Origin of the sequence: Streptomyces sp. V4I23, assembly GCF_030817975.1 — a bacterium.
Taxonomy (GTDB): domain Bacteria; phylum Actinomycetota; class Actinomycetes; order Streptomycetales; family Streptomycetaceae; genus Streptomyces.
In genome coordinates this window covers 1,156,405-1,171,572 of record NZ_JAUSZW010000004.1, presented here as the reverse complement: position 1 = coordinate 1,171,572, position 15,168 = coordinate 1,156,405, and the positions used below count along the sequence as shown (strand labels likewise).

The 15,168-nt window shown below is 69.6% G+C and carries 15 protein-coding genes and 3 pseudogenes; 11 read left to right on the top strand and 7 right to left on the bottom strand.

Features of this window, described 5'->3' with window-relative positions; genetic code table 11:
- Positions 1-80: 80 nt before the first annotated feature.
- The 4 genes and pseudogenes from QFZ82_RS07490 to QFZ82_RS07475 all read left to right on the top strand — a co-directional run bounded on the left by QFZ82_RS07490 (position 81) and on the right by QFZ82_RS07475 (position 3,756).
- Positions 81-1,055 (top strand): LacI family DNA-binding transcriptional regulator, encoded by a 975-nt coding sequence (locus QFZ82_RS07490; RefSeq protein WP_307712381.1) that lies wholly within the window; start codon positions 81-83, stop codon positions 1,053-1,055.
- Positions 1,056-1,159: 104 nt separating this feature from the next.
- Positions 1,160-1,969 (top strand): 6-phosphogluconolactonase, encoded by an 810-nt coding sequence (locus QFZ82_RS07485; protein WP_307712380.1) that lies wholly within the window; start codon positions 1,160-1,162, stop codon positions 1,967-1,969.
- Complete coding sequence (locus QFZ82_RS07480) at positions 1,966-3,138, top strand: N-acetylglucosamine-6-phosphate deacetylase (protein WP_307712379.1); 1,173 nt, start codon at positions 1,966-1,968, stop codon at positions 3,136-3,138. Before QFZ82_RS07485 ends, QFZ82_RS07480 begins: the two co-directional genes overlap by 4 nt.
- A 155-nt stretch (positions 3,139-3,293) precedes the next feature.
- Positions 3,294-3,756: pseudogene (locus QFZ82_RS07475) on the top strand (carboxymuconolactone decarboxylase family protein).
- A 103-nt stretch (positions 3,757-3,859) separates the two neighbouring features.
- Here the strand turns inward: QFZ82_RS07475 and QFZ82_RS07470 are convergent.
- Positions 3,860-4,091: pseudogene (locus tag QFZ82_RS07470) on the bottom strand (SDR family oxidoreductase); the annotation flags it as partial.
- Between the two features lie 20 nt (positions 4,092-4,111).
- Positions 4,112-4,585, bottom strand: coding sequence for a LacI family DNA-binding transcriptional regulator (locus tag QFZ82_RS07465; protein WP_307712378.1), 474 nt, complete (start codon positions 4,583-4,585; stop codon positions 4,112-4,114).
- On the opposite strand from QFZ82_RS07465, the gene QFZ82_RS07460 reads away from it, so the two are divergent.
- The 3 genes from QFZ82_RS07460 (at position 4,578) to QFZ82_RS07450 (ending at position 7,481) form a co-directional block, all read left to right on the top strand.
- Positions 4,578-4,709: a hypothetical protein gene (locus QFZ82_RS07460; RefSeq protein ID WP_307712377.1), complete on the top strand. Its 132-nt coding sequence runs from the start codon at positions 4,578-4,580 to the stop codon at positions 4,707-4,709. The two genes, QFZ82_RS07465 and QFZ82_RS07460, sit on opposite strands and share 8 nt — an antisense overlap.
- A 27-nt stretch (positions 4,710-4,736) precedes the next feature.
- A complete protein-coding gene (locus QFZ82_RS07455) occupies positions 4,737-5,573 on the top strand; it encodes a sugar phosphate isomerase/epimerase (protein WP_307712376.1) in 837 nt (278 codons plus the stop codon).
- Between the two features lie 318 nt (positions 5,574-5,891).
- Entirely contained in the window at positions 5,892-7,481 is a 1,590-nt protein-coding gene (locus QFZ82_RS07450) for an ABC transporter substrate-binding protein (protein ID WP_307712375.1), read from the top strand.
- Between the two features lie 472 nt (positions 7,482-7,953).
- On the opposite strand, the gene QFZ82_RS07445 is transcribed toward QFZ82_RS07450, so the two are convergent.
- The 4 genes from QFZ82_RS07445 to QFZ82_RS07430 form a co-directional block, all read right to left on the bottom strand.
- On the bottom strand, positions 7,954-8,148 hold the full coding sequence (locus QFZ82_RS07445) for an alpha/beta fold hydrolase (RefSeq protein WP_307712374.1): 195 nt from the start codon (positions 8,146-8,148) through the stop codon (positions 7,954-7,956).
- An 85-nt stretch (positions 8,149-8,233) separates the two neighbouring features.
- Positions 8,234-9,238, bottom strand: coding sequence for an NADP-dependent oxidoreductase (locus tag QFZ82_RS07440; RefSeq protein ID WP_307712373.1), 1,005 nt, complete (start codon positions 9,236-9,238; stop codon positions 8,234-8,236).
- 129 nt (positions 9,239-9,367) lie between these two features.
- Positions 9,368-10,423 (bottom strand): aldo/keto reductase, encoded by a 1,056-nt coding sequence (locus tag QFZ82_RS07435; RefSeq protein WP_307712372.1) that lies wholly within the window; start codon positions 10,421-10,423, stop codon positions 9,368-9,370.
- A gap of 58 nt (positions 10,424-10,481) precedes the next feature.
- Entirely contained in the window at positions 10,482-11,174 is a 693-nt protein-coding gene (locus tag QFZ82_RS07430) for an SDR family oxidoreductase (RefSeq protein WP_307712371.1), read from the bottom strand.
- A 114-nt stretch (positions 11,175-11,288) separates the two neighbouring features.
- On the opposite strand from QFZ82_RS07430, the gene QFZ82_RS07425 reads away from it, so the two are divergent.
- The 3 genes and pseudogenes from QFZ82_RS07425 to QFZ82_RS07415 all read left to right on the top strand — a co-directional run.
- The gene (locus QFZ82_RS07425) at positions 11,289-11,849 is read left to right on the top strand and encodes a TetR/AcrR family transcriptional regulator (protein ID WP_307712370.1); all 561 of its coding nucleotides are present in this window, start codon (positions 11,289-11,291) and stop codon (positions 11,847-11,849) included.
- Positions 11,850-12,349: 500 nt separating this feature from the next.
- Positions 12,350-12,742 carry an alpha/beta hydrolase fold domain-containing protein gene (locus tag QFZ82_RS07420; RefSeq protein WP_307712369.1) on the top strand — a complete coding sequence of 131 codons (393 nt, stop codon included), beginning with the start codon at positions 12,350-12,352 and terminating at the stop codon, positions 12,740-12,742.
- A gap of 71 nt (positions 12,743-12,813) precedes the next feature.
- Positions 12,814-13,119: pseudogene (locus tag QFZ82_RS07415) on the top strand (alpha/beta hydrolase fold domain-containing protein); the annotation flags it as partial.
- 249 nt (positions 13,120-13,368) lie between these two features.
- Here QFZ82_RS07415 and QFZ82_RS07410 read toward each other — a convergent pair.
- Positions 13,369-13,860: a PaaI family thioesterase gene (locus QFZ82_RS07410; RefSeq protein ID WP_307712368.1), complete on the bottom strand. Its 492-nt coding sequence runs from the start codon at positions 13,858-13,860 to the stop codon at positions 13,369-13,371.
- 101 nt (positions 13,861-13,961) lie between these two features.
- Here QFZ82_RS07410 and QFZ82_RS07405 point away from each other — a divergent pair, with 101 nt between their 5' ends.
- Positions 13,962-14,435 (top strand): helix-turn-helix domain-containing protein, encoded by a 474-nt coding sequence (locus QFZ82_RS07405; RefSeq protein ID WP_307712367.1) that lies wholly within the window; start codon positions 13,962-13,964, stop codon positions 14,433-14,435.
- Positions 14,436-15,168 lie beyond the last annotated feature (733 nt).

Here is a 15,168-nt window from a genome sequence, read left to right as displayed (position 1 = left end):
GATTGCAGTACTGACAAGTACAATAGTGTCTCGGTGCGCCTGAGCGGTGCCGATCGGTGGAAACAGAATGTGGAGGCGGAATGAAGCAGGCGACGATCTACTCGATCGCCCAGATGTGCGGTGTCTCCGCTGCCACGGTCTCGCGTGCCTTCAGCCGGCCCGAGGTCGTCAACCCCGAGGTGCGGGAGCGTATCCACGCGACCGCCCGGGAACTCGGCTACCGGCCCAACAAGGCCGCCCGCGGGCTCGCGACCGGCCGGTCGGGGACGATCGGGCTGCTCGTCCACGACATAACCAACCCGTTCTGCCCGCCGCTGGTGAGGGCGGTCCAGCGGGCGGCGGCCGAGATGGAGGCCTCCGTGATGCTCGTCGACGCGGAGGAGAGCGCCGCGGCGGAGATCGGGCTGATCAAGCAGCTCAAGGGGCAGGTCGACGGGCTGGTGATCGCCTCCCCCCGCTCGTCCGCCGAACTGAAGGGAGCCGCGGAAGGGCTCCCGGCGGTCGTCGTGAACCGGAGGATGCGCGGCTTCCCGGCGGTCGTCTGCGACAACACCGAGGCGCTCACCGCCGCGGGCAGGCACCTGGAGGAACTGGGCCACCGCAAGGTGGCGTTGATGTGCGGCCCCTCGGCGTCGTGGGCGGCCCGGCAGCGTGCGGCCACGGTCCGGGCCTGGGCCCAGGGCACCCGCGTCACGCTGGTGGAGCTCGGGTCCTTCGCGGCGTCCTTCGAGGGCGGGCGCGAGGCGGCCCGCGCGCTGGTGGGGTCCGGGGCGACGGCGGCCTTCGCGTTCGACGACCTGATGGCCTGCGGAGTCCTGAGCGGACTGGCCGAGGCCGGAGTCCCCACGCCGGCCGGATGCAGTGTCATCGGCTGTGACGACGTACTGCTCGCCCGTGCCGTGACGCCCGCGCTGACCACGATCACCGCCCCGGTGGACCGGCTCGGGCAGGCCGCGGTCGACGCGCTGCACAGGCGCATGGCGGGGGAGCAGGTCCGGGACGTCCGGTTGGAGGGCACGCTCACCCTGCGCGGCTCGACGGGCCGCCCCGCCTGACGTCCTGTCGGCACGCGCCGAACGGGGGCGGCCCCGCACCCTGTTGACCCTTCCTGTGGCAGCCCTTAATGTCGCTGCAACCGATTGCATCGAAGGGTGGAACGATGAGTCTGCCGGAGGAATCGGAGAGGGCCGTCGACGGCGTACGGGTACACGTCTGCCACGACGCCGCCGCGACGGGGGCCTCCGCCGGCGGCGAGGCGGCACGGATCCTTCGTGCCGCCGTCGCCACGAAGGGGCGGGCCCGCGTCCTGTTCGCCTCGGCCCCCTCGCAGGAGGAAATGCTCCGCACGCTGCTGAGCGACCCCCTGGTCGACTGGAGCACGGTGCACGCTTTCCACATGGACGAGTACGTGGGTCTGCCGGAGGGGAGCACGCATGCTTTCGGCGCATGGCTCGAAGAGCGTCTGTCAGCGGCCGGGCCGGGGCGGTTCGAGCGCATGACGCCCGGCCTCGAACCGGCTCGGGAGGCGTCCCGGTACGCGGCGCTCGTGCGGGCGGCGCAGATGGACCTGGTCTGTATGGGGATCGGCATGAACGGCCACATCGCGTTCAACGAGCCCGGCGCCGCCCGGTTCGACGACCCTGAGACCGTCCGTCTGATCCGTCTGGACGAGACGTCCCGCCGGCAGCAGGTGGAGGAGGGGCTCTTCCCCGCGCTGGACGATGTGCCGACCCATGCCCTGACCCTGACCGTGCCCGCGCTGCTGAGTGCCGCTGCGGTGGTCGTGACGGTGCACGGCTCGCACAAGGCGCCGGCGGTTGCCGCGTCCCTCGAAGGACCGTTGGGGGCGCAGTGCCCGGCGAGCGCGATCAGGACCCACCCGGCGGTCTCGGTGTATCTCGACGCCGCGGCGGCCGGCCGTCTCACACCCGGCAACCCGGCGGCGGGCCACCTCGAAGGGGCGTCGTGACCCGCCTCGACGGCCGGCTGCTCGACGGCCGCGACGTGCGGCTGTGCATCGAGGACGGCCGTATCGCATCGATCGAGCCACTTGGCGCGCGCCCCGGCCGCCCGCTGCTCCTGCCGGGTCTGGTGGACCTCCAGGTGAACGGCTACGCCGGGTGCGACGTCAATGCCGAGGACGTCTCGGCCGACACGGTGGGGGAACTGACCTGGGCGCTCTGGGCGCACGGGGTGACGTCGTTCTGTCCCACCGTGGTGACCGCATCGCGCGAGCGGATCCTCTCGACGCTGCGGACCGTGGCAGAGGCATGTGAGCGCGCCCCGCTCGTGGCCCACACCGTCGCCGGCGTGCATGTCGAAGGCCCGTATCTGGCGCCCGCGGACGGTCCGCGCGGCGCTCACGACCCCCGGCATCTGCGCGACCCCGACCCGGGGGAGCTGGCGCTGTGGCTCGCCGCCGCACCGGGCCTGGTCCGCATCGTCACGCTCGCCCCGGAACTGCCTGGCGCCCCGAGCTACATCCGCGCCGCGAAGCGGGCCGGGATCGTCGTGGCCCTGGGGCACACGGACGCCTCGCCGGCGCAGGTGCGGGCCGCTGCCCGCGCCGGCGCCAGGCTCTCGACGCACCTGGGGAACGGAACGCACGCCGTGCTGCCGCGGCACCCGAACCACGTGTGGGCCCAGCTTGCCGAGGACGCGCTGACCGCCACGTTCATCGCGGACGGCCATCACCTGCCGGCCGACGCCTTCGTCGCCATGGTCCGGGCCAAGGGGATCGGACGCACGGTGCTCGTCAGTGATTCGGTCGCACTGGCAGGGTGCCCGGCGGGGGAGTACCGCACGCCGGTGGGAGGAGCGGTCACCGTGGAACCGTCCGGCAGGCTGCGGCTGACCGGGACTCAACTGCTCGCGGGATCGGGCCGGTCACTGCTCGATTGCGTGCGCTGGGCCGTGCGGGAGACCCCCTTCACCCTCGCCCAGGTATGGGCGATGGCGTCGGCCAATCCGGCGCGGGTGCTCGGCCTGACCGATCGCGGTGTGATCGAGGTGGGCACGCGCGCCGACCTGTGCGTCGCCGAGTGGAACGGCGCCGGTGACGAGGAACGCGGCGGACGGCTGCGGCTGCTCGCCACGCTCGTCGGCGGCGTGGAGGTGAGAGGGCCCACCGGCTCCTGAGCCGCCCGGGCACGCGGTCCGGTCGGGCTCCTTGACGTCCGGGATGCGGCACGGTCCTGCGCAGGTCCGGGGAGACGCACGTCACATTCGTACATGCCACAACGCGCCGGGCCGGTCCGTCCAAGAGGTGTCACCACAACGCCAAGGAGGCCACCATGGATGCCCGTTTGAACCTCTGGGACAACCCCGTCGCAGCCAAGTTCGGGAAGCACATCGTTGCGGCGGGCAAGGCGATCTCGGACTCGACGCTGCCGGCCGCGACGCAGGAGCTGGTGAAGATCCGCGCCAGTCAGATCAACGGCTGCGGTTTCTGCACCGACATGCACACCAAGGAGGCCGCTCACGCCGGGGAGACCTCCACCCGCCTCAACCTGGTCGCGGCCTGGCGCGAGGCCAAGGTGTTCACCGACGCCGAGCGGGCCGCCCTGAAGCTGGCGGAGCAGGGCACCCGCATCGCCGACGCGGCCGGCGGGGTCACGGACGAGGCCTGGGCTGCACTACGACGAGGACCAGCTCGCCGCTCTGGTGTGCCTCATCGCCCTGATCAACGCGTTCAACCGCGGGAACGTGATCGTCCAGCAGCCCCCTGGCGACTACCAGCCCGGCCAGTTCGGATAAGACGCCGGCAGCACACGCCCCGGGCACCGCTCGCCGGTGCCACCTGGACGACAGAGTGCGCTCGAGCCGGGGTGTCGGGCGGGGACCTCGCAGTGTTGGGCGACTTGTTGGCTTTGGCCTCGGCGCGGTCGAGTTCCCCCTTGGCGATCATGTCGCCGACCATGGGGGTGCCGATGGTGCCGGGGCAGACGGCGGTGATACGGATGCCGCGCGGGGCGTATTCGAGGGCGGCATTGCCGGTCGGGCCGATCACGCCGTGCTTGGAGGCGTGGGCCGCGACCGGGGATGCCGCCGAGGCCGCCGAGGGAGGAGCAGTGGACGACGGCGCGCTGCCCGGAGCGCGCGTGTGCCGCAGTCAGGGAGACGCGGGCGGTGGTGCGACCGATGAGCGCGCGATGAGACGCGCACGGAGCGTGTCCATCTGGCGGCGCGGTTCGGCTCCTTCGAGGATGTCGAGCAGGACTTCGGCCGCCTTGGAGCCCAGCTGGTGCACCGGCTGTTCGATCATCGTCAGCGGAGGATCCATGACCGCGGCCCAGGCGCTGTCGTCGAACCCGATGAGGGACACATCACGTGGGCAGGCGAGCTCCCGGGCCCGGACAGCGCGCAGAGCACCTGTCACGGCGTCGGTCTCGGTGCAGAACAGCGCGGTGACGCGGTGGGGGAGGGCCAGCATCCGGGCGACCTCCTGGGTCGTCCGCTCCTCCACCTTCGGCCCGACCATCACCAGTTCCGGGTCGAAGGGGATGCCCGCATCGTCGAGTGCGTCCAGGTATCCGCACAGGCGCTCCCCGTCGGTCCACAGATTCTGCGAGGCGGCGGTGAGCAAGCACGGTACCGACTTCCCCGTCGTGTTCGCCGGCATGGCGATCGCGGCCGTACCGGTCGTGCTGCTGTTCCTCTTCGGACAGCGCTACATCGTCAAGGGCCTGGCCGACGGCATCGGCAAGTGAACGCGCCTCACCTCGAATGGAGACCTCATGCCGGCCCGACTGCGGCAGGTGACCGGATCCAACTTCGCCTACCAGCACCTGCCGTTCGATACCTTCCTGGACGACGCGGCGGCCCTCGGCCGCGAGAAGCTCGAACTGTGGGGCATCGCACCGCACCTCCACATCCCTCAGCTCAACAACGCCGACGCACGTAGCGTCCGCCGCCGTATCGAGGCGCGTGGCCTCGCGGCCTACTGCCTGACCCCTGAGCAGGTGATGTACCCGGTCAACGTGGCCTCACCGGTCGACTGGCTGCGCACGCAGAGCATCGCCATGTTCCACCGGGCGGCCGAACTGTGTGCCGAACTCGGCGCGGAGCTGCTGCTCCTGACGCCTGGCCGGGGCCGTGAGAACGAGCCCGTGGAGGCCGCCTGGCACCGCTCCGTCGACGCGATCGGCGCCATCGCCGCCTACGCGGACACGCTGGGAGTGACATGCGTGCTGGAACCGCTCCAGCGCGTGGAGTCGAACCTGGTCAACGACTTCCGCACGCTGGCGGCGATGCTCGACGAGATCGGCGACGCCCGTCTCGGAGCAGTGCTCGACACGGTGGCGATGGCCGTGGCGGAGGAAAGCGTCGACGACGCCTTCACCGCGCTCGGCCACCGCATCCGCCATGTGCACCTGGTCGACGGCCGGCCCACGGGACACCTGGCCTGGGGCGACGGGCAACTCCCGCTGACCGAATACCTCAGGGCCTTCGAACGCCACGATTACGAGGGGTACATGACGTTCGAGCTCTTCGGCGACGGCACCTATGCGCTCGATCCCCGATCGGCGGTCGAGCGGTGTCACGCCGCTGTGCGGGAGTGCGCCGATGGCTGACAGGGCGCCCATCCTCTCCGAGCTTGACGGAAGAGACAGGAGCACCCACCCAACGGAGAGTCGTCTGTCTTGTGAAACGCACGAACGCTCCAGCGTCCGGCGGGTACAGGAATCAGGGCCTGCTCTGGCAGGCCTCCGCACGGGAAGAGCTGCAGGCCTCCGCGACGCGCGGGGATGTCCTCACGGAGCAGGTGGTGCAGGACGCTGCGCACCGTTTTAGGCGGGTTCCGGCCGGCTGCGCCGGGGAGTCGTCCGACTTGTAGCATTCGGCGGGGCATATCGCCGCCCTATGGCACAAGAGATCAGAGGCACGGTTCTGTGAAGGCACGTAACAAGTGGCTGACGACCCCGCTCGCGGCGGGGCTGGCGGCCGGCCTGTTGAGCGGCTGCGGCAACCAGGAGGGCGGTGCCGGTTCCGACGGCAGCGACTCGCTGGTCATAGGAATGTCGGACGAGGTCCTCGCCACCGATCCGGCGGCAGGCTACGACCCCGGTTCCTGGCTGCTGTTCAACAACGTCTTCCAGTCGCTGCTCAGCTTCCCCAAGGGCAGCTCCACCCCACAGCCGGAGGCGGCCGAGCGCTGCACCTTCGACGAGGGTGGCAGCACGGTCTACCGCTGCACACTGCGCGACGGTCTGACATTCAGCAACGGCAACACTCTGACGTCGGAGGATGTGAAGTTCTCCTTCGAGCGGGTGCGGAAGATCGCCAGCGACGCGGGACCCATGCCTCTGCTCTCCACCATCGACAAGATCGAGACGCCGGACGAGAAGACGGTCGTCTTCCGGCTCAACGTCCCCGACGCCACCTTCCCGAGCAAGATCGCCTCGGGCGCCGGCTCCATCGTCGACCACCGTGAGTACGAGGCCGACGCGCTGCGCACCGACGGCAAGGCAGTCGGCTCGGGGCCGTACAAGCTCGACTCGTACGGCAAGCACGAGGCGGTCTTCTCGCTCAACTCCGGCTACCAGGGCACCGCCAAGGCGCAGAACTCGGGCATCACCCTCAAGCTCTTCCGCAGCGACCAGAAGGCGCTGGCATCGGCGCTCGGCGAGGGGCGGGTCGACATCGCCTACCGAGGACTGACCGCGGACGACATATCCGAGTTCCAGGGCTCGGCGTCGGCCGGCGCCCAGGGCATCGAGGTCATCGAGGGCACCAGCGCAGAGGTGCATCACCTGGTCTTCAATCTCAACGACCCGGTCGTCGGCAAGCTCGGCGTACGCAAGGCCATCGCGTATCTCATCGACCGCGACGCCCTGGTCCGGGACGTCTACCAGTCCACGGCAGCCCCGCTGTACTCGATCATCCCGGCCGGCATCACCGGCCACAACACCGCCTACTTCGACATGTACGGTGGCACTCCGCAGCCGCAGCGGGCGAAGCAGGCGCTGCGCTCCGCCGGCATCGGCGACAAGGTGAAGCTCACCCTCTGGTCCACGCCGAGCCGCTACGGCCCCGCCACCGACCAGGAGTTCAACGCGATCGCCCAGCAGCTCAACGACAGCGGCCTGTTCGATGTGACGGTCAAGTCGGTCGGATTCGAGCAGTACGAGAAGGACATCGCGGCAGGGCAGTACGGCGTCTACGCGAAGGGCTGGGTCCCCGATTACCCCGACCCCGACAACTTCACACAGCCCTTCTTCGGCGAGGACAATGTCCTCGGCAACCACTACCAGAACAAGACGATCACCGGCTCGATCCTCCCCCGGACCGCCGCCGTCGCCGACCGGGCCGCCACCGAGCAGCAGTACGGGGAACTCCAGGACCTGGTCGCGGCGGAACTGCCCATCCTGCCACTCTGGCAGGGCAAGCAGTACGCGGTGGCCTACCGCAACATCACGGGCCTGGAGTGGACCCTGGACGCTTCGACCGTCTTTCGCTTCTGGGAGATCAAGAAGACCTGATCTTTACTCAAGCCCTCTGACCTGCGGTTTCCTTGATCGCCTGGTCTTGCAGTCCGCACCCGGTCCGCAGTCCGCCATCGGGAAACGGGCGCAATTCCGGACCCGCGGGCTGCACAGATCGAGCGCCTCAAGGAACAGGTATCCGGCCTGAAGGAACGCCTCGCCGCGCGTAACGCGCAGATCGATGGGCTTGAGTTTGCTGCTGTCCGGTCCGTGCGCGGTGAGGCCGGACTCGTCGGCTTACTCACCCGCCCAGACGGGTGGTCACGTGAACGATGGTGCTGCCGTCATACAGGCCCACCCCGGCCCACTGCAGGCTGGCTCGGCCGGGCCGAGGGTGCGGGCGAAGCACCGAATGATCAGCTGACCGAAGCTGAGGTCGCTGTTCATGGCGGCAATTTGCGAGGACGGATTTCCTGGTGCTGGTCTCGCTGGGTGCAAGGCAGGAGCCTTGGGCCTGTCTGACTGCTGGCTACGGTTCCAGGAATGCGAGCGCCCGCGGAACGAATCTGTCGTGGTGCTGGAAGATCCCGCCGTGTCCGGCGTCGGGGTAGAGGGGCTCGAGTTCACCCCGGGGCAGTCGGGCCGCCAGGTCGATGGTGTTGACGCTCGGGACCATCCGGTCGCTCTCGCCGTTGGTCACCAGGACCGGCTGCTGGATGCGCAACAGGTCCTGCGGGGGACGGGGGTGTGGGGGTTGGGCTTCTCCTTGTGACGGGCTGCCTCGGCGTCCGGCTGGGCTGTGCCCGCGCTCACGTCATGGAGACGACGACTTTCCCAGCCTTCGCGCGGCCCTTCTCGACGTACTCCATGGCCTGGAGGGTTTCGTCGAACGGGAAGACGCAGTCGACGACGGGACGGACCTTTCCGGCGTCGATGAGGGGGGTGAGTTCGCGCAGCTGGTCGCCGCTGGCCTTCATGAACAGGAACGAGTACGTCACGCCGCGGCGCTTCGCGTTGCGCCGGGTCTTGAAGCTGAGCGCGGTCATGGCAAGGCGGAGGACCGGGTTCAGGCCGAGTTCGCGGGCGAAGGCCGGGTCGGGCGGGCCCGCGACGCTGATGGCCGTGCCGCCGGGCTTGAGCACGCGCAGGGACTTGGCGAGGTTCTCGCCGCCGAGGCTATCGAGGACGACGTCGTAGCCGTCGAGGACCTCTTCGAAGTCCTGGGTGCGGTAGTCGACGACGACGTCCGCACCGAGGTCCTTGGCGAGGTCGACCTTGGTTGTGCTCACGGTGGTGGCCACGTGCGCGCCCAGCGCCTTGGCCAGCTGGACGGCGATGGAGCCGAGGCCGCCGGCGCCCGCGTGGATGAGGACCTTCTGACCCGGTTGCACGTGTGCCCGCTCGACCAGGGCCTGCCATGTGGTCAGGGCGACCAGGGGGAGGGAGGCGGCCTCGGCCATGGTGAGTGTGGCGGGTTTGGGTGCCAGGTCGTCCTGGTGAACGGCGATGAGTTCGGCGAAGGTGCCGATGCGGTCCTTGTCGGGCCGGGCGTAGACCTCGTCGCCCACCGCGAAGCGGGTGACGGACGGGCCGACCCGGACGACCGTCCCGGCGAGGTCGTTGCCCAGAACGAGCGGGAGACGGTAGGGCAGGAACGCTTTGAAGTCTCCGTTGCGGATCCTGAGGTCCAGCGGGTTGACGCCCGCCGCGTGGATCTTGACCAGGACGTCGTCGGCGCCCACCTGGGGGTCGGGTAGCTCGGCGGCGCGCATCCCGGCTTGGTCGCCGTACTTCTCGACCATGAAAGCCCTCATCGTCGTCTCCCTTCCGTGTCCCGTCCGTGAAAGGGCGGCGTCTCCGCTCGCCCATCCCAGTACGAGATAGTTTGTGTTGTTCTTCTGGCTGCGGCGCGGGCGCACCGCGTATTCAGCCGCGTTCACCCATCAGGCCACTGGCACGACCGGGGTGATGACGCGGTCGGCGGCGCCTCCCTGGAGGCGGTCCAGGGAGGCGGCGATCCCCTCGTGGGGTGCGCCGAGCGGCACCGAGCTGACCTCGGTCAGGCGGGTGTACTGCGCGTCGGCCAGCTGGACGTCGAGGGCGCCGAGGTAGCTGTCGAGCTGGGAGAGGTTGCGCGGGCCGATGATCGGGACGAGCGTGGCCACGGAACGGGCGGCGCGCTCGCGCACCCAGGCCACCGCAACCTGGGCGGGTGTCACGCCGGTCTCCTCGGCGATGGCCAGGACGGTGTCGACGACGGCGGTCTTCTGGCCGGTGTTCTCGGTGTGGATGACCATGCCCAGGTCGCTCAGGCGCCCCTCGGCGGAGCTGCGGTATTTGCCGGTGAGCAGTCCGCCGCCGAGCGGGGACCACAGGGCGGCGCCGAGTCCGAGGCTCTCGGCCATGGGCAGGAGTTCGCGGTCGGCGGTGCGCTCGACGAGGCTGTACTCGTTCTGGATGCCCACGACGGGTGCCCAGTTCCTGAGGTCCGCGAGGGTCACGGCGCGCGAGACGCGCCAGGCGGGGAAGTTGGACAGCGCGGCATGGTGGATCTTGCCGGCGCTCACCAGGTCGTCGAGTCCGCGCAGGAGCTCCTCCATCGGAGTGAGCCCGTCGGGGAAGTGCACCCACAGCAGGTCGATGTAGTCGGTGCCCAGGCGCTTCAGGCCGGCCTCCACCGAGGCGACCATGTTCTTGCGGCTGTTGCCCGTCCTGGAGATGTCCGGCTGCGGGGCGGCGCCGAGGGTGAACTTCGTGGCCAGTACGAAGTGGTCGCGGTCGGCGGAGATCAGCTTTCCGGTCAGTTCCTCCGACTCGCCGAACTGGTAGCCGTCCGCGCTGTCGAGGAAGGTGCCGCCCGCTTCAGCGAACCGGTCGAAGATACGGCGTGCCTCGTCCGGCTCGGCGCCTGCGCCCCAGCCGGTGCCGAAGTTCGCGGTGCCGAGCGCGTACTCAGAGACGCGCAGTCCGGTCCGGTGGCCGAAGGTCGTGTAACGCATGAGATGTCCTTGCGGGAAGAGGCGTGAAGGCGGTTGCGCCGGGGTGGAGAAGGCAGCGTCAGCCCGCGTTCGGCTGGGGTGCCGCGGACAGGCTCTGCTTGACGTACCGGCTGGTCTCGTCGGCGAGGATCTCGGGCTGGCCCGCCTCGATGCCCTGCAGGGCCTGGGCCGCGACGTCGGCGGCGGCGACCTTCTGGTCGGCGGGCACGTCGGCGGCCATGTCGGTGTCCATGTAGCCGACGTGCAGCGCCGAGACGGCGATGCCACGGGGTGCCAGCTCGTCACGGGTGGCACCGGTCAGCGCCCAGGCGGCGGCCTTGGATGCCGCGTAGGAGCCGAGGCCGGCAGGGTGGAACCAGGACAGGGCGGACAGGACGTTGAGTACGGCGCCGCCACCATTACCCTCGATGACCGGGGCGAAGGACCGGGTCGCGGCGAGCGGGCCGAAGAAGTTGGTCTCCATCTCCCTGCGCACCTCAGTCACATCGCCTCCGATCAGCGTCGCGCCGGTCGAGATGCCCGCGTTGTTGATCAGCAGTGTCGCGTCGGACGCCACGCGGGCGGCCTCCCGTATCGACGCCTCGTCCGTGACGTCCAGCCGCAATGGGATGACACCCGGCACGTCGACCGTCTCGGGGCGTCGGGCCGCGCCGTACACCTTCGCGCCGCGCTCGACGAGCTGGGCGGCCAGGTGTCGCCCGAGCCCTCGGTTGGCGCCGGTGACGACCGCGACCGTGTTCTTCAGTTCCATGCTCGCTCCTGTCCTGGCGGGCGCCGTCGGCCACCCGCAACGAATTAGATTATGCATTCAATCTAAACATGGGTCTACGATAGATGCCAGTCGACATCCAAGTGGGAGGTGGTCATGGGCCGCGTATCGCAGGCACAGGCGGAGGAAAATCGCAGGCGGGTGGTGGACACCGCATCTCGGCTGTTTCGGGAGCAGGGCACGCAGGTCAGCGTCGCCGACCTGATGAAGGCGGCCGGTCTGACCCACGGCGCGTTCTACAAGCAGTTCGCCTCCAAGGAGGCGCTGGTCGATGAGGCCACCGCCCACGCCTTCGCCGAGCTCACCCAGCGCTACAGCGCCGGGCTCGAGCGGCACGACGGGCAGCGCGAAGCCGCCCAGCAGGTGCTGATCGACACCTACCTCTCCATCGAGCACCGCGACGATCCGTCGGACGGCTGCCCGGTCGCCGCGCTCGCCACCGACATCGCGCGTGAGGGCGGGGGGCGCGAGGCCCGTCGCGTCTACGCCGAGGGGGTGGCTGACTTCGCCGATTTCCTTGCCAGTGACGACCAGGACGGCATCGTCCGCCTCTGCACCCTGTTCGGTGCGCTGGTCCTGTCCCGGGCCACCAAGGGCTTCCCGCTCTCCGGGGAGATCCTCGCCGCCGCGCACGCAGCCTTGACGGAAGCAGGCTGATCAGGGGCGCGGTGCGGGTGCACGTCGACCGCGCTTGTGGGCGACGAGGCATCCGCGGCCAGGCGGAGGCGGTGGGAGAAGGCCGCCGGCGCCTGGCGCACCGACCCCACCGTGCGCGAGTCAGTTCCGGGCCGCATGTCCGTGAAGTGTCAGTTGCGCAGCCGACGTCAACGTGTCAGCAGGACTGCGATCTGCTCCCGGATGCCGCGCACGATCTCGTCGACGCTCGCGGCGACGTTCACGCTCGCCGCCATCGCCAGGAACATGACGGCGGACACGACGCGCCGTCGTCGCCGCGTCACCCTCGCCGAACCGTGCGTCCCGGTAGAAGTGGGACCTGACGGCCACCGAACTGGCCCGCAACGTTCATACGCACCCCACTCTCTGCGAAGCGCTCCAGGAAGCGTTCCACGGCCTCACCGGCCACATGATCAATCTCTGGCTCCGGGGCGGCCGGCCGATCAGTCGGCCTCCACCCGATCCAAGCTAGGAGCACCACCATGGGAATCAGCCAGCAGCAGCGCGAGTTCGCGGAGTTCCAGGCTTGTACGAGCGCGAAGTCGGGCGTACCCGGCCTCGACCTGGCCGTGGTCCGCGACATCATCGACTCCTATCAGCGTGCGTCGACCGAACCCGAAGGCGTCGGCTACGCCGAGGTCGACGCGGGCGGTGTCCCCGCCCTGTGGGCCATCCCCGAGGGCGCCGACCCCAGCAAGGCGCTGCTCCACTTCCACTTCGGCGGATCCGTCACCGCCTCCATGTACTCCGACCGCAAGGCGGCCGGTCACATCGCCAAGGCCGCCGGCGTGCGCTCGCTGGTCGTGGACTTCCGCCTGGCCCCCGAGCACCCCTACCCGGCCCAGCTCGACGACGCCGAGACCGCCTACCGCTGACTGCTCTCCCAAGGCTACGAGCCGAAGAACATCGGCACACCGGCCACTCGATCGGCGGCACCCTCGCGGTGATGCTGCCGCTGCGCCTGCTCGCGAAGGGTGAGGCGACCCCGGGCGCAATCGTCAGCGTCTCGCCGTGGACCGACCTCACCATGCAGCTCCCGGCGGTGGACACGAACGAGAGCAACGACCGGATGCTCAGCAGGGCCACGTTCGAGCGCTTCCGGGCGGCCTGGCTCCAGGACCCCGCCGTGGACTTCGCCGACCTGCAGATCAGCCTCGTGAACGCCGACCTGACCGGCCTGCCGCCCACCACCGTTCACGTCGGCGAGTACGAGACCCTCGCCGACGACGGCGCTGCGCTCGGCCGCCGCCTCGCCGACTTCAAGATCACCTCCGAGGTCCACCCGCTGCCCGAAGGCCAGCACTCCTTCATCCTCAGCGCCGGACGCGTACCCGAGACGACCAGGCTATCCAGCAGATGGGCCAGTGGCTGCGCCAGCACCTCGGTGCCTGACCCCAGCAGGAGAGCGGGGCTCGAAAGGCCGTCGCGACAGCGGGACACCGCGATGCCGGTGACCGATGAACCGGTCACCGGCATTTCGGTGTCCCGCTGTCTCAGAAAGTCACACGGGCACCGGGAAGAGCAGGCAGCTACTGGTGGCGTGCGCGAGCAGGCGGTCCGCCGTGTCGAGCAACTGGGCCTGGGCGAGCGCGGTTCGGCGACCACCGCTGACCACCGTGCCGACGGCGCGCACCCGGCCCGTGGCCACGGTGACCGGCCGCAGGAACTTCACCGTCAGATCGAGCGAGGTGTACGCCATCCCCTGCGGGAGCGTGGACTGGACTGCGCAGCCCGCCGCGGAGTCGAGCAGCGTGGCGAAGACGCCGCCGTGCATGCTGCCGATCGGGTTGTAGTGTTCCTCGCCCGGCACCAGGGAGAAGACCGCCTTGCCGTGTTCCACCTCGTCCAGGGTGAAGTCGAGGGTCTGGCCGACGGGCGCTGGGGCAAGCCGCCCCGCCTGCACCTCGCGCAGAAAGTCGAGACCGGCCATGCCCGCAGCGGCCTGTGCCGGGATCGCCGGATCGTCCCAGCTGTACGTACGTGTTCGCCCCACAGCGCAGCGCCTTCCTTCTGATCATCTGGCTTTCCCAAGTGAAGCTAGCTGCGCCCTCATCTGACTGTCAATGACGAAGCCAGGGGCTCTACGATGACGGGATGGAGTGGCTTGAGGTGAGCACGGAGAACTGCCCAGTTCAGCGTGCGCTGGATGTAGTCGGGGAGAAATGGACGCTGCTGATCCTGCGTGACGCCGTCAACGGGGTGCGCCGCTTCGACGGCTTCCACCGTCACATCGGCCTCTCGGAGGCCGTCCTCAGCGACCGCCTGAGGAAGCTGACCGCAGCCGGCGTGTTGAAGGCTGTCGCCTACCAGGAGCCGGGCCGGCGCTCCCGCAACGAGTACCACCTGACCCGTAAAGGCTGGGACCTGTGGCCCGTCCTGGTGGCGCTCAGCCAGTGGGGCGAGACGTACGCCGTCGACCCCGAGAGCCCGGGCCCCGTCCTGGACGTGACCCACACTGACTGCGGCGCCCCAGTTCACGTCACCGTCCAGTGCTCCGCGGAGCACACCCCCCTGACTTCCGAGGACGTCACCGTCCGGCTGGGGTCAGGTGCGCGACGTCTCTCGTGAGCCGTTAGCCCGGGCGGGCAGCCGGATGATGGCGGAATGCCCTGGTACTGGAGACGCCGGCCGCTTTCAAGAGGGTGATCGCGACGGTAAGTTCGCCGAACGGGCGACCGCGCTTCCGAACTCGCCTGCGAAACCTGCGTCAAGCCCGGCCGCTTCCGCCTCCACGGCGCCGGGCCGCGAGCCGAGATGCAGAGCAGCTGCGAAACCTGCCGCACCTCCTGACACCAGACAACGCATCAGCGGGCAGCACCGAAACCCACCGCTCGGGCACCTCCCGCCCGTAGAGTTCTCCTCGGCCGCCGAGTTCGGTGAGACATGATGTTCGCCACACCCACAGCGGGGAATCGGACACCGTGCTCCGTCATAGCGCGACACGCGCCACAGGCTCGGCTCGAGCCCAAAGCGACACGACCTGCGAGGGACACGGTCTCTGCGAAAACAAACCTGCTGCGGCCCTTCCGCTGTACGGACAGTCGGCGCTCGGGGCCGCGCTCGACACCCGGATGAATAGTCAGCTCCGGTAGGTGTCGCGGCAGGGCTGTACGACGGCGGGATTGGCAACGCCGTTTGCCGCCGCCCGGGGCGTCGGCGGGATAGCCGTGCGCGGGCGATTCCGGCAAAGGCCCCGAAGCGGATCCTGCCTCACTCGGTGACATCCTCCGGCCGTCCCGGACACAGTACGAGGTTCACGACAGTCTCCACCTGCTCTTCCCTGTCGGACCCGTGACCGGCA